Below are 21,795 nucleotides of genomic sequence, written 5' to 3' on the forward strand. Positions count from 1 at the left end.
CCCCCCCCCCCCCCCCCCCCCCCCCCCCCCCCCCCCCCCCCCCCCCCCCCCCCCCCCCCCCCCCCCCCCCCCCCCCCCCCCCCCCCCCCCCCCCCCCCCCCCCCCCCCCCGGCCCGTCCCGGCCTGGGTCCTGGGGCTGCTCGGGCTGGTCGCCCTCGTCGCGCTGGTCGAGATCGCCCCGCGGATCGGGCTCGTCCCGCGCCGCTGGTTCCCGCCGTCGTCGGAGATCGGGGCGGAGCTGGTCGAGCAGTTCGGCCGCCCGGAGTTCTGGACCGCCGTCCTGGAGACCCTGAAGGGCTGGGCGATCGGCCTGGCCATCGCCGCGGTCGCCGGCGTGCTGCTGGGGCTGCTGCTGGGCACCTTCCGGTTCGCCCGGGAGTTCTCCGCGTCCACCATCGAGTTCCTGCGGCCGATCCCGTCGGTGGCGTTGATCCCGATCGCCGTCCTGCTGTACGGGAACGACCTGGAGAGCGAGCTGCTGCTGGTCGTCTACGCCTCGTTCTGGCAGATCCTCATCCAGGTGCTCTACGGGGTGCAGGACGTCGACCCCGTCGCCCAGGACACCGCCCGCGCCTACGGGCTCGGCCCCTGGGCCCGTGTCCGGCACGTCACCTGGCCCACCGCGCTGCCCTACGTCATGACCGGCCTGCGCCTGGGCGCGGCGGTCGCGCTGATCCTCGCGGTCACCGCCGAGCTGGTCATCGGCACGCCCGGGCTGGGCCAGCTGCTCGCCACGGCCCAGAGCAGCGGCGCGGTCGTGGCCGCGTACGCGATCGTCGTGACCACGGGCATCCTCGGCGTGATCGTCAACCTGGTCTTCCGGGCCATCGAGCGGCGGGCGCTGTCGTGGCACCCGTCCCAGCGAGCGGAGGTGGCGGCGTGAGCGTGCTCCGCCGGGTCGCGATGACCCTCGGCCTGCCGGTGATCCTGCTCGCCGCCTGGTGGTTCGCCAGCGCCGGCAGCACGAGCTTCTTCTTCCCGCCGCTGTCGGAGATCCTCGACAGCCTGGTCGAGGAGTGGTTCGGCCCCCGGCTGGCCGCCGACGTCTGGCCCAGCCTCTACCGGCTGGCCGCGGGCTACGCGCTCGCCGTCGTGGTGTCCCTGGCCCTCGGCGTCCTGATCGGCACCTCGCGCACGGTGCGGGCGCTGACCGAGCCGGTGTTCGAGTTCTTCCGGGCCATCCCGCCGCCGGTGCTGGTGCCGATCTTCATCCTGCTGTTCGGCCTCGGCGACGGGATGAAGATCGTCGTCATCGCCTTCGGCTGCATGTGGCCGATCCTGCTGAACACCGTCGAGGGCGTGCGCGCCGTCGACGAGGTGCTCAGCGACACCGGTCGCGTCTACGGCCTCACCGGCTGGTCGCGGCTGCGGCGCCTGGTGCTGCCCAGCGCCAGCCCGCAGATCTTCGCCGGGCTCCGCCAGGGGCTCTCGGTCGCCATCATCCTCATGGTCATCAGCGAGCTGTTCGCCGCGAGCAACGGGCTCGGGTACGCGGTCGTCCAGGCGCAGCGCAGCTTCGCCATCCCGGAGACCTGGGCGGGGATGCTCATGCTGGGCCTGCTCGGCTTCCTGCTGTCGCTGCTGTTCCGGCTCGTCGAGAGCCGGCAGCTCGCCTGGTACCACGGCCTGCGCCGCGCCCAGCGCTCCTCCTGACCTCCTCGACTTCCCGGAAGGGGAACCCCCGTGCTCGACGTCCGTGGCATCAAGAAGGTCTACGAGAGCAAGGACCGCACGGTCGAGGCCGTCCGCGACCTGACGTTCACCCTGCCCGCGGGCGAGCTGGCCTGCCTGGTCGGCCCCTCCGGCTGCGGCAAGACGACGCTGCTGAAGATCATGTCCGGCCTGCTGGAGCCCACCTCCGGTGAGGTCCGCATGGAGGGCGAGGTCGTGAACGGCCCGCCGCCGGGCATGGCGGTGGTCTTCCAGGAGTACGGGCGCAGCCTCTTCCCCTGGATGACCGTGCGCGACAACGTCGAGCTCCCGCTCAAGCAGAAGAAGCTGGCATCGGCCCGGCGCACGGAGCTGGTCGAGGAGTCGCTGGCCGCCGTCGGCCTGGCCGAGGCGCACGCGGCCTACCCGTGGCAGCTGTCGGGCGGCATGCAGCAGCGGGTGGCCATCGCCCGGGCGGTCGCCTACGAGCCGCACGTGCTGCTCATGGACGAGCCGTTCGCCGCCGTCGACGCGCAGACCCGCGCCGACCTCGAGGACCTCATCCGGAGCCTGTGGCACCGCTTCCAGGTGACCACGCTGTTCGTCACCCACGACATCGACGAGGCGGTCTACCTCGGCCAGCGGGTGCTCATCCTGTCCAACTCGCCGACGGTCATCCGCGACGACCTCGTCATCGACCTGCCCGACGAGCGCGACCAGCTCACCACCCGCTCCTCGCCGCGGTTCGCCGAGCTGCGGGCGCGGGTCTACGAGCAGATCCACCGGGCCAAGGACGAGAAGGAGGCCGCGGAGGCCGCGCAGCCCGTGGCCGCCGGCCCGGTGTCCGGCCCCGCGCCCGCCGCCCCCGACCACTCGGGGTTCTGACCGCTCCGCAGGGGCTGACTTCCAGGGGCCGACTTCCGCGAAGTCGGCCCCTGGCGGGCGTTCGGGCGCCCGCTTTCCCCGAAGTCGGGTTGCGGGCCCGGGGCGAGACACGCGAAACGGGGCCCCGGCAGCTGTGCCGGGGCCCCGTTCGCCGTCTCTCGCGGGGTCAGCGGCCGGCGCGCTCCGCCTGGGCGAAGCCGCTGCGCAGGAACCGGTCGATGTCGTGCCAGCTCGGGCCGGCGCGGTGGACCACCCGCTCGCGACCGAAGGCGTTCGTGAGCCACGTCGTCGACTCACGGGCGCCGATGATGTCGTCGACCGAGTGGCCGGCGCCCGGCACGAGGGTGAACCGCGCCTCGTTCCCCGCGGCCGTCGTCGTGTCGTAGACGAGCTGGCTCTGGTTGTAGGGGAGCAGCGGGTCGGCCAGGCCGTGGAGCACCCAGATCGGGATCTCGTCGCCCTCGATGTAGCTGCTCGGGTCGGCCGCCTCGGTCTCCGCCGGGCAGTCCTGGATGCTCACGAGCTGGGTCGGGAAGACCTCGCCGGGGCACTCGATCAGCCGGCTCTCCGGGGAGTCCGGTGCGTCGTGGGGGTAGATGCCCTCCTGCATCGGGAGGTCGTTCTCTTCCGCGAAGGCGTCCATGGACAGGAAGTCCGTCGGCGGGAAGAACGGCACGGCCACCTGGACGGCGCTGGAGGTCCCGTCCACGCCCGTCTCGCCGGGCAGCTCCAGGACGTCGCTCGTGGTGGCCGCGAACGCCGCCGACCAGCCGCCCGACGAATTGCCCATGAAGGCGAAGCGGTCGGGGTCGAGGCCGTACCGGTCGGCGTTCTCCCGCAGGTAGCGGACGGCGGCGCGGACGTCGTGGCCCTGCGCCGGGAAGCGGGCGTCGACGCTGGAGCGCACGTTGATCGCCGCGACGGCGTACCCGCGGCCGGTGAACTCCTCGACGACGTCGAGCGCCTGCCCGCCGGTCTTGACGTCGTTGCTGAACCACGCGGAGCCCGAGTGCCAGATGACCAGCGGCAGGCCGCCCTTCCCGCGGGCGTCCGGGAGGTGCAGGTCCAGCAGGTTGCCCGGGGACGCCGGGCCGTAGGCGAGGTCGCTCACGACGGTGGGCTCGGACGGCGGGGCCGCGTGGGCCGGGGCGGCGAGGGAGACGGCCAGCGCGGCGGCGAGGCCGCAGCCGGCCGCGAGGCCCTTCCGGGCGGTGCGTGCGGTAGGGCGCATGTGTGTCGAGCTCCGTTCAGTGGGGGCGTTGTCGCCGGTGCGGAGACTGAGCGGCTGTGACGCTAGACACACGGCGGGGCGTTGACGAAGCAGACCTTCCGCTGCCCGGAAACGCCCTGCGGAGGGCGTGGCGGAGCCGGTCGAGAGACGGCGGATCGGGCGCTGGCAGGGCCCGCAGCGCCCGGTTTCCCGCATCTCGCCGTCGGCTGCGAGCCCGGAGAGCAGGACTCTGGTGGAATACCCCACGGGGGTATAGCCTTCGTGGCGGTGCAGGCCACCCGAGCCGCCTCCCCGCACTTCTTCGGCGGGGTCCGGCGGCTGGTCGGTGGAGGAGTGCGAGGCAGAGGAGAAGGTCATGTCAGATCCGACGAGCCGCCCGGACGGTTACGCGGCGGCGCCGAAGGCGACAGTGGCCGGCCACCACCACGGCCACGGCCACGGTGGTGGGCCGACGCACGGACAGGGACTGCCGGTCGCCGCCGGCGACAACCGCGTGGACGTGGAGGACCCGTTGCGCGCCGCCGCCGGCTCGACTCCCGACGGCCACGGCGCGTCCCACGGCGGGCACGCGGGGCACGGCGGGCATGGCGGTCACGGCGGTCACGCGGGGCACGGCGGGCATGGCGGTCACGGCGGTGACCACGTGGCGATGTTCCGCCGGCTGTTCTGGCTCATGCTGGCGCTGGCGGTGCCGACGGTGCTGCTCAGCGGCATGTTCGCCGACATCGTCGGCTACACGCTGCCCGACGTCCCCGGCCGGGAGTGGGTGTCCCCGGTGCTCGGGACGGTCATCTACGTCTGGGGCGGCCGGCCGTTCCTCACCGGAGCGGTCGGGGAGGTCCGGGCCCGCAAGCCCGGGATGATGCTGCTCATCGGCATGGCCATCACCGTGGCGTTCGTCGCGTCCTGGGGTGCCACGGTCGGCGTGCTCTCCCACCAGCTGGACTTCTGGTGGGAGCTGGCGCTGCTCGTCGTCATCATGCTGCTGGGGCACTGGCTGGAGATGCGCTCCCTGGCGCAGACCTCCTCGGCACTGGACTCGCTCGCCGCGCTGCTGCCCGACGAGGCGGAGAAGGTCGTCGGCGACCACCTGGTCACCGTGTCCCCGGCCGAGCTGGCCGTCGGCGACGTGGTGGTCGTCCGTCCTGGTGGGCGGGTGCCGGCCGACGGCGACGTCGTCGACGGCACCGCCGAGGTGGACGAGTCGATGATCACCGGTGAGTCCAGGCCGGTCCGTCGCGGCGTCGGGGACACCGTGGTGGCCGGCACCGTGGCCACGGACACCGCGATCCGGGTGCGGGTCACGGCGGTGGGAGCGGACACCGCGCTGGCCGGCATCCAGCGGCTGGTCGCCGATGCGCAGTCCTCCACCACGCGCGCGCAGCTGCTGGCCGACCGGGCGGCCGGCTGGCTGTTCTGGTTCGCCGTCGGGGCCGCGGCGGTCACCGCTGTCGTGTGGAGCCTCTACGGCGCGCCGGACAGCGCGCTGGTCCGGGTGATCACGGTGCTGGTCATCGCGTGCCCGCACGCGCTGGGCCTGGCCATCCCCCTGGTGGTGTCCATCTCCACCGAGCGGGCCGCGCGGGGCGGCGTGCTGGTCAAGGACCGCGGGGCGATGGAGCGGATGCGCACCGTCGACACCGTGCTCTTCGACAAGACCGGCACCCTGACCAAGGGGGAGCCGGCGGTCACCCACGTCACCGGGGTCGGCCGGACCGACGACGAGGTGCTGGCGCTGGCCGCGGCGGCGGAGGCCGACAGCGAGCACCCGCTGGCCCGCGCGATCGTCGCCGCCGCCCGGCAGCGGCACCTGCCCGTGTCCCCGGCGGCGGAGTTCCGCGCGTCGGCCGCGGTCGGGGTCACCGCCACGGTCGACGGGCACACCGTCGCCGTCGGCGGCCCGAACCTGTTGACCGAGCACGGCCTGACCCCGCTGCCCGACACCCGGCCGTGGGCCGCCGACGGCGCGACGGTGCTGCACGTGCTCGTTGACGGGCACGTCGCCGGCGCGCTGGCCCTGGCCGATGAGATCAGGCCGGAGTCCCGGGATGCGGTCGACGCGCTGCACGCGCTCGGCGTCGACGTCGTCATGATCACCGGCGACGCCGAGCCGGTCGCCCGCGCGGTGGCCACCGAGCTGGGCATCGACCAGGTGTTCGCCGGGGTGCGCCCGGAGGACAAGGCCGCGAAGGTCGCCGCCCTGCAGCAGCAGGGCCGGGCGGTCGCCATGGTGGGCGACGGCGTGAACGATGCCCCGAGCCTGGCCCGCGCCGACGTGGGCATCGCGATCGGGGCCGGCACCGACGTCGCGATCGGCTCCGCCGGGATCATCCTGGCCTCCTCCGACCCGCGCGCGGTGGTGTCGGTGATCCGGCTGTCCCGGGCCAGCTACCGCAAGATGCAGCAGAACCTGTGGGCCGGCGCCGGCTACAACCTGATCGCGGTCCCGCTGGCCGCCGGGGTGCTCGCCCCGATCGGGTTCGTCCTCCCGATGGAGGTCGGCGCGCTGCTCATGAGCCTGTCCACCGTGGTGGTGGCCTCCAACGCCCAGCTGCTGCGGCGGCTGGACCTGCGCCCGGAGGCCAGCGTCGCCGAGGTCGCCGCCGGCCGGGCCGCCCCGGCCCGGCGCTCCGGGGCGGCCGCGGAGCCGACCATCGCCGGCCGGCGCTGACCGGGGCCGGCCGCCGGGCACCGCCCCGGCGGCCGGCCATCGCGGGCGTCGTAGCCTCGCGGAGGAAAGGGGTGGGCATGGCGGCACGAGGATGGACAGCGCTGCTGCTGCTGGCCGCCGTCTTCGCGATGCACGGCCTGCAGTGCACCACCGCCGGCACCGAGCACCCAGCCGGTCACGGCGTCGCTCCGGTCGCGGCAGCCCCCGCCGGGCTGCTCGAGGGCGGCCTGCACACCGGCCCGGTGAGCCCCGGCCACGAGGCGCACAGCAGCGCCCACGCCGGTGAGCACGGCAGCGTCCAGGGCGCCGCCGCGATGGTCGCCGCCGCCCCGCCGGTCGGCCTGGTCGCCGCCGACCACGGCAGTGCGCCGGCCGGAGCGGGCGGGCACCTGTGGGCGCTGTGCCTGGCGGTGCTCGCCGCCGGGCTGGCGGTGCTGCTCGCCCTGCTGCTGCCCCGCCTGCTGACGCTGCTGCCGGCGGCGTGGGCGCGGCTGCGCACGCACACCTCCACCGGCCTCGCGCCACTGCGCCCGCCGGACCTGCACTCCCTCTGCCTGCTGCGGATCTAGGCCGACCGCCGCCACCGCCCCGCCTCCAGCGACCGTGCTGGCCCGGCGGCGGTGCACGCGCATGCCCACCGGCCCACATCCGCAGCTCCAGGAGACACCCACCATGACCCGCACCGCCGCACGCCTGACCGGCCTCACCGCCGCCCTGCTCACCGGCGCACTCGTCCTCGCCGGCTGCGCCGACGACACCGACGCCGGCGGGCACGGCTCGATGATGAACGGCAGTGCCTCCTCGGCCGGCTCCTCGGCCGAGCAGGCCGAGTTCGACGACGCCGACGTCGCCTTCGCCGAGGGCATGATCCCCCACCACCGGCAGGCCATCGCCATGGCCGAGCTGGCCGAAGGGCGCGCCGCCGACCCTCGCGTGCTCGACCTGGCCGCACGCATCCAGGCCGCGCAGGACCCCGAGATCCAGACGATGACCGGCTGGCTGCAGGACTGGGACGCCGGCGGCGGTCACATGGACGACGGCATGGACGGCATGGACCACGGCGACGGCGGCATGCCCCACGGCGAGGGCGGGATGATGTCGGCGGACGACATGCACGCGCTGATGTCCGCCACCGGCGCTGAGTTCGACCGTCTCTTCCTGTCCGGCATGATCGTCCACCACCAGGGCGCGGTGGAGATGGCAGCCGAGCAGTCCGCGGCCGGCCGCAACGCCGAGGCGCTCGCGCTGGCCCAGTCCATCCGCGACAGCCAGAACGCCGAGATCGCCGAGATGCAGCAACTGCTCACCGAGCTCGGCGGCTGACCCGGCCGCGGGGGGGGGGGGGGGGGGGGGGGGGGGGGGGGGGGGGGGGCCCGGGCGCCCCCCCCCCCCCCCCCCCCCCCCCCCCCCCCCCCCCCCCCCCCCCACCCCCACCCCGTCCGCCCCTGCACCACCACCCTGGAGTTCCACCATGCCCACGAGCCGCACCGCTCGTGCCGCCCTCGCCGGCGCCGTCCTGCTCACCCCGCTGACCGGCTGCGCGGCCACCGACACCCCCGCTGCGCCCCCCACGGCCGGTGACACCACCGGCACCCTGCCGACCGCGCACGTGCACGCCGTCGCCGTCGACCCCGGCGACGGTGCACTGCTGCTGGCCACCCACGAAGGGCTGATCACCGTCGACGCCGACGGTGGGCCGGCAGCCGTCGGCCCGGTCATCGACCTCATGGGGTTCACCGTCGTCGGTCCCGACCACTACCTGGCCTCGGGTCACCCCGGGCTGCGCACCGACCTGCCCAACCCGGTCGGGCTCATCGAGAGCACCGATGGGGGTGAGACCTGGACGCCGCTGTCGCGCGCCGGCGAGTCGGACTTCCACGCCCTCACCGCTCTGCCCGGCGGCGGCGCTCTGGGCTATGACGGGACGCTGCGCCGCACCACCGACGGCACCACCTGGGAGCCGCTGGCCATCCCGGCCGAGCCGCACACCCTCGCCGCTGCCCCCGACGGCCAGGTGCTCGCCACCACCGGCGCGGGGCTGCTGCGCTCCACCGATGCCGGAGCGACGTGGGCGCCGGTGGACGACGTGCCGCTGCTGCAGGTGGTCACCTGGTCCGGCGACGGTACGGCCGCGGTCGGGGTCACACCGGACGGGGCGGTGTGGACCAGCACCGGCGGCGCGGTCAACTGGGTGCAGCAGGGGCAGCTGGACGGGACGCCGCAGGCGGTCGCGGCGACCACCGACGACGGCGACCTGCGCGTCCTCGTGGTGACCGACAACGGCCTGCTGGAGTCCACCGACGGCGGCGCCACGTTCACCGCGGTGCTGTCGGCCTGAGTCCCGGCACCGGTCAGCCGGTCGGGCAGTCGCGCAGCGCCGAGCCCTCGGGCCTCTGGTCCTGGCCTGTGGACGGCACGGAGGTGACGGCCCAGTGGTGCATGTCCTGCCTTCCGTGGCCGTGACCTGACCGGCGTTGCTACCGTCGACATCGCCGATCCCCTGTCCCGCGCGCAGAGTCGCAGGTCAGGAGCCCGGAGGAGGGCTCGCCTAGTGGCCGATGGCGGCGGTCTTGAAAACCGCTAAGAGGTAACCCCTCTTCGTGGGTTCGAATCCCACGCCCTCCGCAGTGTGATGTCTCAGGACATCCCGGACGCCCGACCCACGATTCGTGGGTCCGGGCGGTGCCTTGCTCCCGAGCCCGTGCCGCCCGGCCGTAGATGTGTCGAACGTCTCAGACCGGCGCTCTGCGTCCCAGTACGTGAGACGCCGCAGAACCGTTTCCGGCGCATCCGAAACTGTTTCGCAAGGGTAAAGAGCCAGGTCGCTGCGGCAGTCGCTGACGCTCGGTCACGCTCCGGTGCGTGACCGGTCCGTACCGCTGTGTGGACAGGGTTGCGAGGCTCACCTAACGTCCCGGCCGACCGCCCGAGAGGGCCGCCGGTGGCCCCCCGCCGGTCGGCTGGACGGTCTTCCTCTGACCCAGGAGACGCATCCTTGAAGAGAGCTCTGGCCGTCGTCGCCGGCGCCGCCCTGGTCATGGCGGTTCCCGTGACGGCTTCCGCCGCACCCCCCGCTGAAGGCGCGCCCGCGACCCCCCAGCGCGCCCACGACCTGCCCAACCCGCTCGCCGAGACGCAGCAGCAGCTGCGCGCCGAGGCGCTCGAGCAGGTCCTCACCGGGCAGGCCACGCCGCGTGGCGACAACAAGGTCGTCGAGGTGGCCCGTGGCCGCTACGTCGAGCTGGCCCAGGAGGACAGCGACGCGATCTGGACCGTCCTCGGCGAGTTCAGCGACCTGCCGCACAACTCGATCCCCCAGCCGGACCGGTCGGTGGACAACAGCACCATCTGGACGGAGGACTTCTCGCAGGGGTACTTCGACACCCTGCTCTACAGCAGCGCCCCCGGCGTCAACTCGGTGGCGAACTTCTACGAGCAGCTCTCCTCGGGCCGCTACACCGTCACCGGTGAGGTCGAGGACTGGGTGCGGGTGCCGGGCACCGGCGCCTCCTACGGCGACAACGACCTGGGCGACAGCGCCGTCTGGGCCTTCGTCAACGACTCGGTCAACGCCTGGTACGACCGGCAGATCGCGGCGGGGCAGACCCCCGAGCAGATCGACCAGTACCTCTCGCAGTTCGACGTCTGGGACCGCTACGACTCCGACGGCGACGGCAACTTCGACGAGGCCGACGGCTACATCGACCACTTCCAGGCCGTGCACTCCGGCGAGGGCGAGGAGGTCGGCGGCGGCGTCCTCGGCGACGACGCCATCTGGAGCCACCGCTGGTACAACCAGACCAACCGGGTCGGCACCGCCGGCCCGACCGTGAACGGTGCGGTCAACCCGCTGGGCGGCACGCCGGTCGGCGGCTCGAAGTACTGGATCGGTGACTACACCGTCGAGCCCGAGAACGGTGGCGTCGGCGTCTTCGCCCACGAGTTCGGCCACGACCTCGGCCTGCCCGACCTCTACGACACCTCGGGCAACAGCGGCGGCGCGGAGAACAGCACCGCCTTCTGGACGCTGATGAGCTCCGGCTCCTACGGCAACTCCGGTCGCCCCGAGGACGGCATCGGCACCCAGCCGATCCACATGGGCGCCTGGGAGAAGCTGCAGCTGGGCTGGCTGAACTACGAGGTCGTGGATCCGGGTGCGAGCGCCGACCTGCGCCTCGGCCCGTCGGCCTACAACTCGAAGGAGAACCAGGCCGCCGTCGTCGTCCTCCCGGAGAGGGAGATCACCACCGAGATCGGCACGCCGTTCGAGGGCGAGGACTTCTGGTACTCGGGCTCGGGGGACAACCTCGACCACAGCATGCTGGCCGCCAAGCCGGTCGACGCCGGTGAGCTGACCGCCAAGGTCAAGTACCAGATCGAGCAGGACTGGGACTACGCCTACGCGGTCTACTCCACCGACGGCGGCAACTCCTTCACCTCGATCCCGACGAACCTGTCGACGACGACCGACCCCAACGGCCAGAACTTCGGCCAGGGCATCACCGGCAGCACCGACGGCGAGTGGGTGGACCTGACGGCGAGCCTGGCGGGCGTGCCCGACGGCGCGCAGATCGGCTTCCGCTACTGGACCGACGGCGCGGCGACCGAGCCGGGCCTGCAGGTCGACGCCGTGGCGGTCGACGATGTCGCGGTGACCGAGTGGACGCTGGACGGCTTCGAGGTGACCACCGGGACGACGACGAACTCGTACTTCAACGCCTACATCCTGGAGAACCGGGCCTACACGGGCTACGACACCGGGCTGAAGACGGGGCCGTACAACTTCGGCGACCCGCGCCGGCCGAACTGGGTGGAGCACTTCCCGTACCAGGACGGTCTGCTGATCAGCTACTGGAACACCCAGTACAACGACAACAACGTCGGCACCCACCCCGGTGCGGGCCTGGTCCTGCCGGTCGACGCCCACCCGGGCCTGCTCTACGAGCCGACCGACGACGAGGGCGAGGACCGCACGAACGGGGAGAGCTGGCGCGCGCGGGTGCAGTCCTACGACTCCACCTTCGGACTCCAGGCGACCGACAAGATCACCCTCCACGACCCGGACACCGGTGTCGGCCAGAAGGTCGGCGGCCTCCCGGCCGTGCGCACCTTCGACGACACCAAGGACTGGTGGGTCGCGCCGGGCGAGCAGCCCGACGCCACCGGCTGGACCGGCGTCGACGTGCCCAAGACCGGGACGACGATCACCGTCACCGGGATGAGCGCCGCGGGTGCCCTCATGCAGGTCCGGGTCAACTGACCCGTTGGCACCACGCGAACGGCCCGCCGGCACCCGCCGGCGGGCCGTTCCGCGTCCCGGGACGCCGTGCGCCGCGGGCCTGTCCGGCGACATGCCGGACCGGCGGCCGGATCGGGGTGACCGAGGTCGCACCGGGGGCATCCGCGCTGGTCAGCGGGTTCGAAGTCGACATGGCGGCGACCCGGACGAGGGGTGACCGCCCCATCGGGGGGCCGGTCGCAACGATCGGGTGACGGGCCTTCCGGAGTGGCGTCGAACCCCCCGACGGGGAGTCGGGACAGCCGTAGCTTCTGCCGTGATCGCGGCACTTCCCCGGCCGCGACGCGCGCACGGAGGAGTCCCCTGGTGATCATGGGCACGATGCTGCTGTGGCCGGCCGCGACGGTGCTGGGCTTCCTGCTCTGCACCGCGGTGGTGGTCGCCCTCGGCACCAGCTCCACCGCCCGGTACGAGCACGCCCGTGCCGTCGCCGGCGAGCAGGCCCAGCGCGCCGCGGCGCGCGCCTCGGGCACCCACCCGGCCGGCCGCCGCGTCGCCGCCGCTCCCGCCGGCGGCGGGCAGGGGCAGCCGCGCCCCCAGGGGGTCGCCGTCGCCGTCCGCGCCGCCGAGGCCCCCGCCCCGGCCCGCGTCGCCGTCGCCGCCCCGGGCGCCGGGCACGGCTGGTGGCTGGTCGACGAGGCGGCGCAGGTGCTGGCCGGCCCGTTCGAGGACCGGATCGACGCCGACTGGGCGGCGCTGGCCGGCGGGCTGGTGGCGGTCTCCGTCTTCGGGGCCCCGCGCGCCGACGGCGGCATCGCCCCCCGCCCCTCTCCGGCGGACCGCGCCTGGCTGGCCGAGCTCGGCGACCAGCTGGACCGGCTCCCCGAGGACTGGGACGCGCTGCTGACCGACACCGACCCGCTGACCACCCTGGTCGTGGAGGTCGCCGCCGCGCTGGTCGAGGCGGGGCTGCCGCTGCACGACGCCGCGGGCGCCGGGACGGGGGGCGGGGTCTGCCTGGTGCCCGAGACCGCCTCCTGCGGGGTCCTGGTCAGCTGGCGCACCCACGACCGGATGGGCGTGCAGCGCTCGCGGGGCGACGCGGCGCTGGAGGCGGTGCAGGAGGTCATGGACGCCGCCCTCGCCGACACCCTCGCCGAGCTGGGCTTCGTCGTGCAGACCTACGGCGCCTCCGGCATCCCTCTGGTGACCGCGCTGCGCTGACCTGCGGCCTAGGTGCCGGGCAGGTGGCGCGCCGCTCCGGCGAGCGCCCGGAGGGTGAGCCGGCCGTCGGTCAGGCCGAGGCGCACCACGTCGTCGAAGACCGGCTGCCGCGCCCCGGCGGAGCGGAGCACCGCGTCGACGAGGGCCGGCCGGTGGCTCAGCCAGGACGCCGTCGAGGAGTGCCGCAGGTGCCGGCCCAGCCGGCGGCCCAGCGCCCGCCGGTAGGCGGCCCCGGCTCCCGCCCCGGCCGCGGCCGCCGCTCCGGCCAGGGCGCCGGAGAGCACCGCGTAGAAGATGCCCTCGCCGGTGAGCGGGTTGATCAGGGACGCGGCGTCGCCGGCCAGCAGCACCCGCCCGTCGGGCTGCCGGGGGCGGCCGGTGCTCAGCGGCAGCCGGTGGGCGCGCAGGCCGTCGGGCGCGACGCCGGGCAGCAGCCGGCGCAGCCCCTCCTCCAGGCCCGCCCGGGTCGCCCCGCCGGAGACCAGCTCGCCGTAGCCGACGTTGGCCCGCCCGTCGCCGATCGGGAAGGACCAGGCGTAGGCGGGCCAGCGCTGCTCGGTGGTGACGATGACCTGGACCCCGGCCTGCCCCGGCAGCTCGGGGGCGTAGCCGCGCAGCGCGACGGCGAGCCGGGTGGGCGGGTTCTGCTGCACGCGCACCGCCCGGCGGACCACCGACTCCGCGCCGTCGGCGCCGATCAGCACCCCGGCGGTGACGGACCCGTCCACCTCCACGCGGTCGGGGAGCAGCCGGAGCTGCCGCACCTGGTGCCGGCGCAGCACCGCGCCGGCGTCCTGGGCGGCCGCGACGAGCCGCGCGTCCAGCACGGCGCGGGGGATCACGTGCGAGGGGCGTTCGGTGGCCCGCTCCACCGTGGTGCCGCGCGGGGAGGTCAGCCGCAGCCGCGGGACGGCGGGGAACCCGTCGGTGACGGTGGCCGGGTCCACGCCCAGCCCGGCGAGGACGTCGAGCGCCTCGGCGGCGATGCCGTCGCCGCACACCTTGTCGCGGGGGAAGTCCGCGCGGTCGAGCACCAGGACGCGGCTGCCCGGATCGGCCCGCCGGGCGGCCAGGGCGGCGGCGGCGCCGGCCGGTCCACCCCCGACGACGACGACGTCCCAGTGCTCCACCCGCCCGACGCTAGGTGAGGGCCGCTGGTCAGCGCGCGACCGGGCGCGGGACGCCGTCCCAGTTCTGCGAGAGCAGCCGCCGCCAGCTGTTCAGGTCATGGTCCGCCGGCTCGGTGGTGGCGATGAAGTCGAGCAGCACCTCGCAGAACCGGTCGGGCTCGTCCAGGTGCGGCCAGTGCCCCGCGTCCTCGAACACCTCGACCCGGGCCGAGGGGACGGCGGTGCGCACGGTCTCGGCGTGCTGCGCCGGGACGATCGGGTCGCGGCCACCCCAGATGACCAGCATGGGCACGGAGTCGGCGAGGTAGAGCCGGTCGAGCGCGGTGACCGCCTGGCCGCGGACGTCGACCACCCCGCGCAGGGTGCGCAGGAACGCCCGCCGCGCCTCGACGTCCTGCAGCGCGAGGAGCGCGTCGACGGCCTCGGCGAGGTCGCCGACCTGGCGCCAGCCCGCGGCGCGACCGACCGTCTCGACCACCCGCAGGCCGCTGCGGAGTGGGCCGGAGACGCCTGCGAGGGCGGTCACCACGAGCTCCGCGCCGGGCAGGGTGGCGGCCCGCAGCCCCGCGGAGAGCTCCGGTCCGAGCCCGCCGCTGCCCACGAGCGCCAGCCGCTGGCACCGCTCGGGGAACTGGTAGGCGAACTGCAGGGCGATGCCGCCGCCGAGGGAGTGCCCGACCACGGTGGCTCGCTCGACGTCGAGCACCGAGAGCAGGTCGCGCATCCCGTTGGCGTAGGCGGCGATGGAGTAGTCGCCCCGGGGCTTGTCCGAGTCGCCGTGCCCCAGCAGGTCGGGGGCGATGACGGTGTGGGACCGGGCGAGGCGGTCGATGACCCCGGCCCAGGTCTGGCAGTTGTTCCCCATGCCGTGGAGCAGCAGCAGCGGCGGGCCCTCCCCGGCGAGGAGGAAGGCCCGCTTGTGCCCGTGGACGATCCGCGACTGGCGGACGAGGCGGGGTGCCATCGGCCCAGTGCACCACGGACCGTGTTGCCACGGGGTTACGACTGCGCAGGTCAGGACGACGAGGGCGCGGTCCACTTCCGCGGCGGGTGCTCGTAGGCCGCGGTGAACCGCAGCAGGCCCTCGGCGTCGCCCACCACGCCGAGCGCGTCGAGCCGGCCCGCGTCGAGGTAGCCGTCGTCGACCATGCGCCGCAGCTGGGCCAGCAGCGGCTGCCAGAAGCCGTCGACGTCCAGCAGCGCGGCCGGCTTGGCATGCAGGCCGAGCATCCCCCACGTCCACGCCTCGAACAGCTCCTCGAGGGTGCCCGCGGCGCCGGGGAGGGCGACGAAGCCGTCGGCGAGGTCGGCCATCAGCGCCTTGCGCTCGTGCATGGTCGCGACCACCTCGAGGCGGGGGAGCCCCGGGTGGGCGAGCTCGTCGTCGACGAGGTGCTGCGGGATCACGCCCACGACCTCCCCGCCGGCGGCGAGGGCGGCGTCGGCGACGACGCCCATCATCCCGACGCGGCCACCGCCGTAGACGATGCCGACGCCGGCCCGGGCCAGCCCGGTGGCGAAGGCCGCGGCGGCCTCCTGGTGGGTCGGCGGGCCGGCGTGCGACCCGGTGAAGACGGCGATGCGCACCCGGGTCTAGCCGCCGTAGTAGCGGAAGACCGGCTCGGCGATGCAGACCGGCTTGTCGCCGCCCTCGCGCTCGATCACGGCGCCGAGCGTCACCTGCAGGCCGCCGGTGACCTCCTCGACCGACTTCAGGGTCGCGGTCAGCCGCACCCGCGAGCCCACCGGCACCGGAGAGGGGAAGCGCACCTTGTTCAGGCCGTAGTTGACGCCCATCACCGTGTCGGTCACGGCGAGGACCTGCCCCGAGAGGGAGGCGAGCAGCGAGAGCGTGAGGTAGCCGTGCGCGATCGGGCCGCCGAAGGGGCTCTCCTTCTTCGCCCGCTCGACGTCGACGTGGATCCACTGGTGGTCACCGGTCGCCTCGGCGAACTGGTCCACGTGCTCCTGGGTGACCTCGTGCCAGTCGCTGGTGCCGAGCTCGGTGCCGGTGAGCCCGCTCAGCTCGGCCATGGTCGTCGTGGTGCTCATCGGTGTGCGCTCCTCCGTCGGACGTGGGTGCCTCCCCGCAACGTAGTCCTGGGCACATAGCGCTCTGCCCACCCCGGCGGGGCAGAGCGCGAGCTCCCGCGGGACACCTCCTGACCCGGCCCGGCGGCGCGGCGGCGCGCGACCGGGTTCACTGGCCGTCGTGCTCTCCTCGACCGACGGCTGGACCGCCTGCAGCCAGGGGCACCGCCACTGGGGGCGGGCCGGCGCGGCCGGCCTGCTGATCCACCGCGACGGACCGGACGGCGTCGAGCTGCTGCTGCAGCACCGGGCGTGGTGGTCCCACCACGGCGGCACGTGGGGGACGCCGGGAGGAGCGCTGCACGTCGGGGAGTCGCCCGCGGACGGCGCGCTGCGCGAGGTGGGTGAGGAGCTGGGGCTCAGCGCCGACGACCTCGTCCTGGGCGAGAGGTCCGTCGACGACCACGGGGGCTGGGCCTACACGACGGTGCTCGCCCGGCCGGTGCGCCCGTTCGAGGCGGTCGACCTGCGGCTGGACGGCGAGAGCGACGGCGTGGCGTGGGTGCCGCTGGCGGGGCTGGCCGCGGTGGCCCTGCACCCGGGCCTGGCCGCCTCGCTCGACCGGCTGCGGCCGCTCCTCGCCGGCGACGGCGCGTAGAACCCGTGGTCACGGGGCATCGTCGGGCCGATGTCCCCGAGGGTTAGGTTCGGCGCATGAGCGCCCGCGACGACGTCTCCGAGATCTTCGACAGCTCCGCGTGGGCGCCGGTCGAGGGCTTCGACTTCACCGACATCACCTACCACCGGGCCGTCGACGCCGGCGTCGTCCGCATCGCCTTCGACCGCCCGGAGGTGCGCAACGCGTTCCGGCCGCAGACCGTCGACGAGCTGATCACCGCGCTGGAGGACGCCCGGCTGTCCACCGACGTCGGCTGCGTGATCCTGACCGGCAACGGGCCCAGCCCCAAGGACGGCGGCTGGGCGTTCTGCTCCGGCGGCGACCAGCGGGTGCGCGGGAGGTACGGCTACGAGCACGACAAGGGCCGCAGCAGCGGCCGGCTGCACGTCCTCGAGGCGCAGCGGCTGATCCGCTTCATGCCCAAGGTGGTCATCTGCGTCGTCCCGGGCTGGGCGGCCGGCGGCGGGCACAGCCTGCACGTCGTCTCGGACCTGACCCTGGCCAGCGCCGAGCACGCCCGGTTCAAGCAGACCGACGCCGACGTCGGCAGCTTCGACGGCGGCTTCGGCTCGGCCTACCTGGCGCGGCAGGTCGGCCAGAAGTTCGCCCGGGAGATCTTCTTCCTCGGCGAGGAGTACACCGCCGCCGACGCGCACGCCATGGGCATGGTCAACCGCGTCGTGCCGCACGCCGAGCTGGAGCGCACCGCGCTCGAGTGGGGCAGGACGATCGTGGCCAAGAGCCCGACCGCCCAGCGGATGCTCAAGTACTCGTTCAACCTGATCGACGACGGCCTGGTCGGCCAGCAGATCTTCGCCGGGGAGACCACCCGGCTGGCCTACATGGCCGAGGAGGCCGTCGAGGGCCGGGACGCCTTCCTCGAGAAGCGCGATCCCGACTTCACCCGCTTCCCCTGGCACGTCTGACCGAGGAGGACCGAATGATCGTCGAGGTGGTCACGGGCGCCGACGAGCGCCCCGAGGCGCGGGTGGTCGACGTCGACGACCTGGGCAGCATGCACCTGGCCCTGGGCGCCGTCACGGACGAGGAGGCGGCCGAGGCGCTGGAGCGGTCCGGCCTGGGCCGGCTCCAGGACGCCGAGACGGCGGTGCTGGACGTCGCCGCGCTGCGCGCCGCGGCCGAGCCGCGCGCCACGGCGCCGGACTGGAACACGCGGTGGGACGAGATGGTCGCCGGCGCCCGCGCGCGGGGCCGGCTCTCCGCCGACGGCGCGAAGCTGAAGGTTCAGGTCGAGAGCGCCGCGGGCGCCTGAGCAGCGCGGTCGGGTCCGCCCGGCGGTTGCGGAGAGAAGTCGGCCACACCCAGATGATCGAGATCGTTGTGGTGGGTCCGTTCGCGGGTGAGTATGTCCCGGTGCATATGACTAGCCGTTTCGGGACGGCGTCGTGAGCGGCACGCCGGGGCGTCCGCTGAGCCCGGAGCTGTCCGAGCAGCTGCTCGCCGTCGCCGTCGACATCCTGGCCGACGAGGGGTGGGGTCGGCTGAACAGCGACCGCATCGCCGCCCGCGCCCGCGCCGGCAAAGCCGGCATCTACCGCCGCTGGCCGTCCATGGCGGCGATGGCCCGGGCGGCGGTGAGCCGCTTCGAACTGGTGGTCGTCCCCGAGGACGCCGGCTCGCTGCGCGCGGACCTGCTGGGTCTGATCACCGACCGCTGGACCCGCCCGCTGGACCGGCAGGAGCGCGCCGTGGCCAGCCTCGTGGGCGCGGCCCGGCACGACGAGGAGCTGCGCGCGGGGCTCGACGAGGCGCTGGTGCGCCCGCTCGCCGCCGCCGTCCAGACCCTCGGGGAGCGCGCCCAGCAGCGCGGGGAGCCCGTGCGGCTGGAGCGGCTGCGGCTGCTCACCTCGGTGCTCGAGGCGTTCTGGTGGCAGCGCTACCGGATGGCCGAGCCGCTGACCGCCGAGCAGGTCGAGTTCGTCGCCGACGAGGTGCTGCTGCCGCTGATGCGGCCGGTCGGCGAGGCCGTCGCCGTCTGAGCCCCTTCCGCCGGGTCAGCGAGCCAGGTGGCCGCCGTGACCGTCGTGGTGTCTCGCCCGGACGACCGACCGAGCGGTATGCCCGGGCCCGGCCGCGCCGGGGGTGTGCGCCGAACGTCCGGGCCCACCAGGCACGATGGCCGCGGGTCGACCCCCGCGGAGGGCCGGGGCGCCCCGGACGACGACTGCGAGGAGGGGCCGCCCGGTGCGGACGAGAGCTGCGGTGCTGCGCGAGGCGGGGACCGAGTACGAGGTCGTGGACCTGGAGGTCCTGGACCCAGGACCCGGCGAGGTGCTGGTCGAGATGGCGTACGCCGGCCTCTGCCACTCCGACGAGCACCTGCGGCACGCCAACCCCGGCGGGCGCTACCCGATCGTCGGCGGGCACGAGGGCTCCGGCGTCGTCCAGGCCGTCGGCGCGGGCGTCGCCGGCGTGGCGCCGGGAGACCACGTCGTCACCAGCTTCCTGCCCGCGTGCGGGCACTGCCGGTTCTGCGCCTCCGGCCGGTCCAACCTCTGCGACAAGGGCGCCACCATCGCCACCGGTCAGCTGCCCACCGGCACGTTCCCCTACCGCCTCGACGGCGAGCCGCTGGGCGGCTTCTGCATGATCGGCGCCTTCGCGCGGCACACGCTGCTCAGCGAGTTCTCCTGCGTGCGGATCGACCCCTGGCTGCCGCTGGACACCGCGGCCCTGGTCGCCTGCAGCGTGCCCACCGGTTGGGGCTCGGCGGTCTACTCCGGTGGCGTCCGGCCCGGTGACACGGTGGTCGTGGTGGGCCTCGGCGGGGTGGGGGTCAACGCCGTGCAGGGCGCGGTGCACGCGGGCGCGATGCACGTGATCGGCGTCGACCCGGTGGCCATGAAGCGGGAGTTCGCCGAGTCGTTGGGCGCCACCCGCACGGTCGCCGACGCCGGTGAGGCGGTGGGCCTGGCCCGCGAGCTGTCCCGCGGCACCGGCGCCGACGTCGTCGTCGTGACGGTGGGGAAGATGACCGGCGAGGTGTTCAAGGCAGCCTCGGCGTGCCTGGGCAAGGGCGGCACCCTCGTGCTGACCGCGCTCGCCGACCGCCCCGACGAGGGCCGGGCGACGCTCAACGGGCAGGTCACAACGGTGTTCGAGCACCGGGTGCAGGGCTCGATGTTCGGCTCGTGCAACCCGTTCACCGACATCCCCCGGCTGCTGCGGCTGCACGAGGAGGGCCGGCTGGAGCTGGACGGGCTCATCACCCGCCGCTACGCGCTCGACGAGGTGAACCAGGGCTACCGCGACCAGGCCGCCGGCGAGACGGTCCGCGGGCTGCTCGACCACTCGCGCTGAGGCGGGGCGGGGTTCGGTCGTGCCGCGCGTGGGCAGCCCGGGAGGGTGACCGACCTCCGCATCGCCGTCCTCGACGTCGACGGCACCCTCGTCGACAGCAACTACCAGCACGCCCTCGCGTGGTACCGGGCCTTCCGGTCGCTGGACGAGACGTTCCCCGTCTGGCGCATCCACCGGCTGATCGGCATGGGCGGTGACCGCCTGCCGGCCGCCCTGGGTGGGGACGACGTCGAGGAGCGCATCGGCCAGGAGTCGCGTGACCGCTGGGTGGTCGAGTTCGACCGGCTCATCGACGAGGTCGCTGCCCTGCCGGGCGCCCGCGACCTGCTCACCGCCCTCGGCGACCGCGGTCATCGGGTCGTGCTGGCCAGCTCCGGCAAGGCGCAGCACGTCGACCACTTCCTCGACCTGCTGGGCGCCCGGGACCTCGCGGAGACGTGGACGACCAGCGAGGACGTCGAGTCGAGCAAGCCCGCGCCCGACCTCCTGCAGGTGGCCCTGCGGAAGCTCGGTGAGCCGGCGTCGACGCCGGCCGTCGTCGTGGGGGACTCGGTCTACGACGTGGAGGCCGCGAAGAACGCCGGCATGCCCGCGCTCGTGGTCCGCTCCGGCGGGTTCGGCGACGACGAGCTGCGCGGGGCGGGGGCTCTCGACGTCTTCGACACCCCCGGCGACCTCGCCGCCGCGCTGGACCGCCTCGACCTCTCCACCGCCCCGGCCTGATCAGGCCCGCCCGCCCGCGACCTCCGGGCCCGCGCCCGGGGTGAGCGAGGGTCCGGCGGACGCTGGCGCTCTGCCCACGCCCGGTGGGCAGAGACTGACCGTGCCCGGGTGGACCTGCCCGGTGCCGGCGGGCGGGTGCCTCAGGCGGCAGGGGTCGTCCCGCGGCCCAGCCGGCGGAGCGCCTCGTCCGGCCGGTCGGTGATGAGGGCGTCGACCCCGAGCCCCACCAGGAAGTCGATGTCGGCGGGCGTGTTCGCCGTCCACACGTGGACCTCCTTGCCCGCGGCGTGCGCCTGCGCGACGAACCCCGGGTCGGCCCGCACCAGCGCGACCCCGGGGCCGACGCCGTGCGCGGCGCCCGCCAGTAGCTCGGTCCGCACGGCGCGCAGCCGCTTGCCGATGAGCTGCACGGTCGGGACGCCGGGGGCCAGCGCGTGGACGCGGCGCACCGCGAGCTGGGAGAAGCTCATCACCCGGAAGGCCGGCCGCCCACCCCACTGCGCCGGCCGGTCGCCCTGCAGGAGGCCGTAGCGGCGCAGCGAGCGCACCAGCTCCTGCTCCACGCGGTTGGTGTGCCGGGTCGGGTGCTTGGTCTCGATGGCGAGCCGGACGCTGCCCGGCGTCGCGGAGACGTACTCCAGCAGCCGGTCGAGGGTGAGCACCCGCCCGTTCTCGACGTCGGGCTCGTCCGCGGCGACCGCGTCGTCCTCCACCCGGATCCGCCGCGCCCGCCGGGCACCGAACCGGAACTGCTCCAGCTCGGCGAGGTCCAGGGCGGAGACGACGCCGCGGCCGTTCGAGGTGTGGCGGACCCTGCGGTCGTGGACGCAGACCAGCACGCCGTCGCGGGTCATCCGCACGTCGCACTCCACCGCATCGGCGCCGATGACCGTGGCGTGCCGGTAGGCGGCCAGCGTGTGCTCGGGCGCCTCCGCCGTCGCCCCGCGGTGGGCGACGACCTCGGGGCCGGTCACCGGGTGCGGGGGCGTGGAGCGGTCGTGCGGCACACAG

General features: G+C 74.6%; 21 protein-coding genes and 1 tRNA gene. 16 read left to right on the top strand and 6 right to left on the bottom strand.

Annotated elements, in window-relative coordinates:
• Nucleotides 1–334 precede the first annotated feature (334 nt).
• From ACI79P_RS05640 to ACI79P_RS05650, 3 genes are read left to right on the top strand one after another with little or no spacing between them, the layout of a single operon-like run.
• Nucleotides 335–883, top strand: a complete 549-nt coding sequence (locus ACI79P_RS05640; RefSeq protein ID WP_456580049.1) for an ABC transporter permease — start codon at nucleotides 335–337, stop codon at nucleotides 881–883.
• On the top strand, nucleotides 880–1,653 hold the full coding sequence (locus ACI79P_RS05645; RefSeq protein WP_456580050.1) for an ABC transporter permease: 774 nt from the start codon (nucleotides 880–882) through the stop codon (nucleotides 1,651–1,653). Before ACI79P_RS05640 ends, ACI79P_RS05645 begins: the two co-directional genes overlap by 4 nt.
• A gap of 30 nt (nucleotides 1,654–1,683) precedes the next feature.
• Entirely contained in the window at nucleotides 1,684–2,535 is an 852-nt protein-coding gene (locus ACI79P_RS05650; RefSeq protein ID WP_456580051.1) for an ABC transporter ATP-binding protein, read from the top strand.
• A gap of 166 nt (nucleotides 2,536–2,701) precedes the next feature.
• Here ACI79P_RS05650 and ACI79P_RS05655 read toward each other — a convergent pair whose 3' ends face one another.
• On the bottom strand, nucleotides 2,702–3,766 hold the full coding sequence (locus ACI79P_RS05655) for an alpha/beta hydrolase fold domain-containing protein (RefSeq protein ID WP_456580052.1): 1,065 nt from the start codon (nucleotides 3,764–3,766) through the stop codon (nucleotides 2,702–2,704).
• A 355-nt stretch (nucleotides 3,767–4,121) separates the two neighbouring features.
• Between ACI79P_RS05655 and ACI79P_RS05660 the strand changes: the two genes are divergently transcribed.
• From ACI79P_RS05660 to ACI79P_RS05690, 7 genes are all read left to right on the top strand, one after another.
• Nucleotides 4,122–6,437: a heavy metal translocating P-type ATPase gene (locus ACI79P_RS05660; RefSeq protein ID WP_456580053.1), complete on the top strand. Its 2,316-nt coding sequence runs from the start codon at nucleotides 4,122–4,124 to the stop codon at nucleotides 6,435–6,437.
• 77 nt (nucleotides 6,438–6,514) lie between these two features.
• Complete coding sequence (locus tag ACI79P_RS05665; protein ID WP_456580054.1) at nucleotides 6,515–7,006, top strand: hypothetical protein; 492 nt, start codon at nucleotides 6,515–6,517, stop codon at nucleotides 7,004–7,006.
• A gap of 103 nt (nucleotides 7,007–7,109) precedes the next feature.
• Complete coding sequence (locus ACI79P_RS05670) at nucleotides 7,110–7,760, top strand: DUF305 domain-containing protein (protein WP_456580055.1); 651 nt, start codon at nucleotides 7,110–7,112, stop codon at nucleotides 7,758–7,760.
• A gap of 148 nt (nucleotides 7,761–7,908) precedes the next feature.
• Nucleotides 7,909–8,775, top strand: a complete 867-nt coding sequence (locus ACI79P_RS05675; protein WP_456580056.1) for a F510_1955 family glycosylhydrolase — start codon at nucleotides 7,909–7,911, stop codon at nucleotides 8,773–8,775.
• Between the two features lie 199 nt (nucleotides 8,776–8,974).
• A tRNA-Ser gene (locus ACI79P_RS05680) sits at nucleotides 8,975–9,062 on the top strand.
• 370 nt (nucleotides 9,063–9,432) lie between these two features.
• Entirely contained in the window at nucleotides 9,433–11,697 is a 2,265-nt protein-coding gene (locus ACI79P_RS05685; protein WP_456580057.1) for an immune inhibitor A domain-containing protein, read from the top strand.
• A gap of 351 nt (nucleotides 11,698–12,048) precedes the next feature.
• Nucleotides 12,049–12,900 (top strand): hypothetical protein, encoded by an 852-nt coding sequence (locus ACI79P_RS05690; RefSeq protein ID WP_456580221.1) that lies wholly within the window; start codon nucleotides 12,049–12,051, stop codon nucleotides 12,898–12,900.
• A gap of 8 nt (nucleotides 12,901–12,908) precedes the next feature.
• Here ACI79P_RS05690 and ACI79P_RS05695 read toward each other — a convergent pair whose 3' ends face one another.
• From ACI79P_RS05695 to ACI79P_RS05710, 4 genes are read right to left on the bottom strand one after another with little or no spacing between them, the layout of a single operon-like run.
• Nucleotides 12,909–14,030: an NAD(P)/FAD-dependent oxidoreductase gene (locus ACI79P_RS05695; protein ID WP_456580058.1), complete on the bottom strand. Its 1,122-nt coding sequence runs from the start codon at nucleotides 14,028–14,030 to the stop codon at nucleotides 12,909–12,911.
• 28 nt (nucleotides 14,031–14,058) lie between these two features.
• Complete coding sequence (locus ACI79P_RS05700) at nucleotides 14,059–14,994, bottom strand: alpha/beta fold hydrolase (protein ID WP_456580059.1); 936 nt, start codon at nucleotides 14,992–14,994, stop codon at nucleotides 14,059–14,061.
• Nucleotides 14,995–15,044: 50 nt separating this feature from the next.
• On the bottom strand, nucleotides 15,045–15,617 hold the full coding sequence (locus ACI79P_RS05705; RefSeq protein WP_456580060.1) for an LOG family protein: 573 nt from the start codon (nucleotides 15,615–15,617) through the stop codon (nucleotides 15,045–15,047).
• 6 nt (nucleotides 15,618–15,623) lie between these two features.
• The gene (locus ACI79P_RS05710) at nucleotides 15,624–16,082 is read right to left on the bottom strand and encodes a MaoC family dehydratase (RefSeq protein WP_456580061.1); all 459 of its coding nucleotides are present in this window, start codon (nucleotides 16,080–16,082) and stop codon (nucleotides 15,624–15,626) included.
• Nucleotides 16,083–16,242: 160 nt separating this feature from the next.
• Between ACI79P_RS05710 and ACI79P_RS05715 the strand changes: the two genes are divergently transcribed.
• The 6 genes from ACI79P_RS05715 (at nucleotide 16,243) to ACI79P_RS05740 (ending at nucleotide 20,784) form a co-directional block, all read left to right on the top strand.
• The gene (locus ACI79P_RS05715) at nucleotides 16,243–16,719 is read left to right on the top strand and encodes an NUDIX domain-containing protein (RefSeq protein WP_456580062.1); all 477 of its coding nucleotides are present in this window, start codon (nucleotides 16,243–16,245) and stop codon (nucleotides 16,717–16,719) included.
• A 56-nt stretch (nucleotides 16,720–16,775) separates the two neighbouring features.
• Complete coding sequence (locus tag ACI79P_RS05720) at nucleotides 16,776–17,666, top strand: 1,4-dihydroxy-2-naphthoyl-CoA synthase (RefSeq protein WP_456580063.1); 891 nt, start codon at nucleotides 16,776–16,778, stop codon at nucleotides 17,664–17,666.
• A 14-nt stretch (nucleotides 17,667–17,680) separates the two neighbouring features.
• Complete coding sequence (locus ACI79P_RS05725; RefSeq protein WP_456580064.1) at nucleotides 17,681–18,013, top strand: hypothetical protein; 333 nt, start codon at nucleotides 17,681–17,683, stop codon at nucleotides 18,011–18,013.
• Between the two features lie 133 nt (nucleotides 18,014–18,146).
• The gene (locus tag ACI79P_RS05730) at nucleotides 18,147–18,740 is read left to right on the top strand and encodes a TetR-like C-terminal domain-containing protein (protein WP_456580065.1); all 594 of its coding nucleotides are present in this window, start codon (nucleotides 18,147–18,149) and stop codon (nucleotides 18,738–18,740) included.
• A gap of 205 nt (nucleotides 18,741–18,945) precedes the next feature.
• A complete protein-coding gene (locus tag ACI79P_RS05735) occupies nucleotides 18,946–20,061 on the top strand; it encodes an NDMA-dependent alcohol dehydrogenase (protein WP_456580066.1) in 1,116 nt (371 codons plus the stop codon).
• A 45-nt stretch (nucleotides 20,062–20,106) separates the two neighbouring features.
• On the top strand, nucleotides 20,107–20,784 hold the full coding sequence (locus ACI79P_RS05740) for an HAD family hydrolase (RefSeq protein WP_456580067.1): 678 nt from the start codon (nucleotides 20,107–20,109) through the stop codon (nucleotides 20,782–20,784).
• A gap of 140 nt (nucleotides 20,785–20,924) precedes the next feature.
• Here the strand turns inward: ACI79P_RS05740 and ACI79P_RS05745 are convergent, their stop codons facing one another.
• Nucleotides 20,925–21,791 carry a glycerophosphodiester phosphodiesterase gene (locus ACI79P_RS05745; protein ID WP_456580068.1) on the bottom strand — a complete coding sequence of 289 codons (867 nt, stop codon included), beginning with the start codon at nucleotides 21,789–21,791 and terminating at the stop codon, nucleotides 20,925–20,927.
• Nucleotides 21,792–21,795 lie beyond the last annotated feature (4 nt).

The sequence above is a fragment of the Blastococcus sp. SYSU DS0510 genome, from assembly GCF_054050835.1.

What these genes read in the sequence shown, in the direction of transcription:
- ACI79P_RS05665 (WP_456580054.1), top strand. Translation starts at nt 6,515, where the DNA reads ATGGCGGCACGAGGATGGACAGCGCTGCTGCTGCTGGCCGCCGTCTTC.
- ACI79P_RS05655 (WP_456580052.1), bottom strand. Translation starts at nt 3,766, where the DNA reads ATGCGCCCTACCGCACGCACCGCCCGGAAGGGCCTCGCGGCCGGCTGC.
- ACI79P_RS05660 (WP_456580053.1), top strand. Translation starts at nt 4,122, where the DNA reads ATGTCAGATCCGACGAGCCGCCCGGACGGTTACGCGGCGGCGCCGAAG.
- ACI79P_RS05720 (WP_456580063.1), top strand. Translation starts at nt 16,776, where the DNA reads ATGAGCGCCCGCGACGACGTCTCCGAGATCTTCGACAGCTCCGCGTGG.
- ACI79P_RS05710 (WP_456580061.1), bottom strand. Translation starts at nt 16,082, where the DNA reads ATGAGCACCACGACGACCATGGCCGAGCTGAGCGGGCTCACCGGCACC.
- ACI79P_RS05670 (WP_456580055.1), top strand. Translation starts at nt 7,110, where the DNA reads ATGACCCGCACCGCCGCACGCCTGACCGGCCTCACCGCCGCCCTGCTC.
- ACI79P_RS05725 (WP_456580064.1), top strand. Translation starts at nt 17,681, where the DNA reads ATGATCGTCGAGGTGGTCACGGGCGCCGACGAGCGCCCCGAGGCGCGG.
- ACI79P_RS05690 (WP_456580221.1), top strand. Translation starts at nt 12,049, where the DNA reads ATGGGCACGATGCTGCTGTGGCCGGCCGCGACGGTGCTGGGCTTCCTG.
- ACI79P_RS05675 (WP_456580056.1), top strand. Translation starts at nt 7,909, where the DNA reads ATGCCCACGAGCCGCACCGCTCGTGCCGCCCTCGCCGGCGCCGTCCTG.
- ACI79P_RS05700 (WP_456580059.1), bottom strand. Translation starts at nt 14,994, where the DNA reads ATGGCACCCCGCCTCGTCCGCCAGTCGCGGATCGTCCACGGGCACAAG.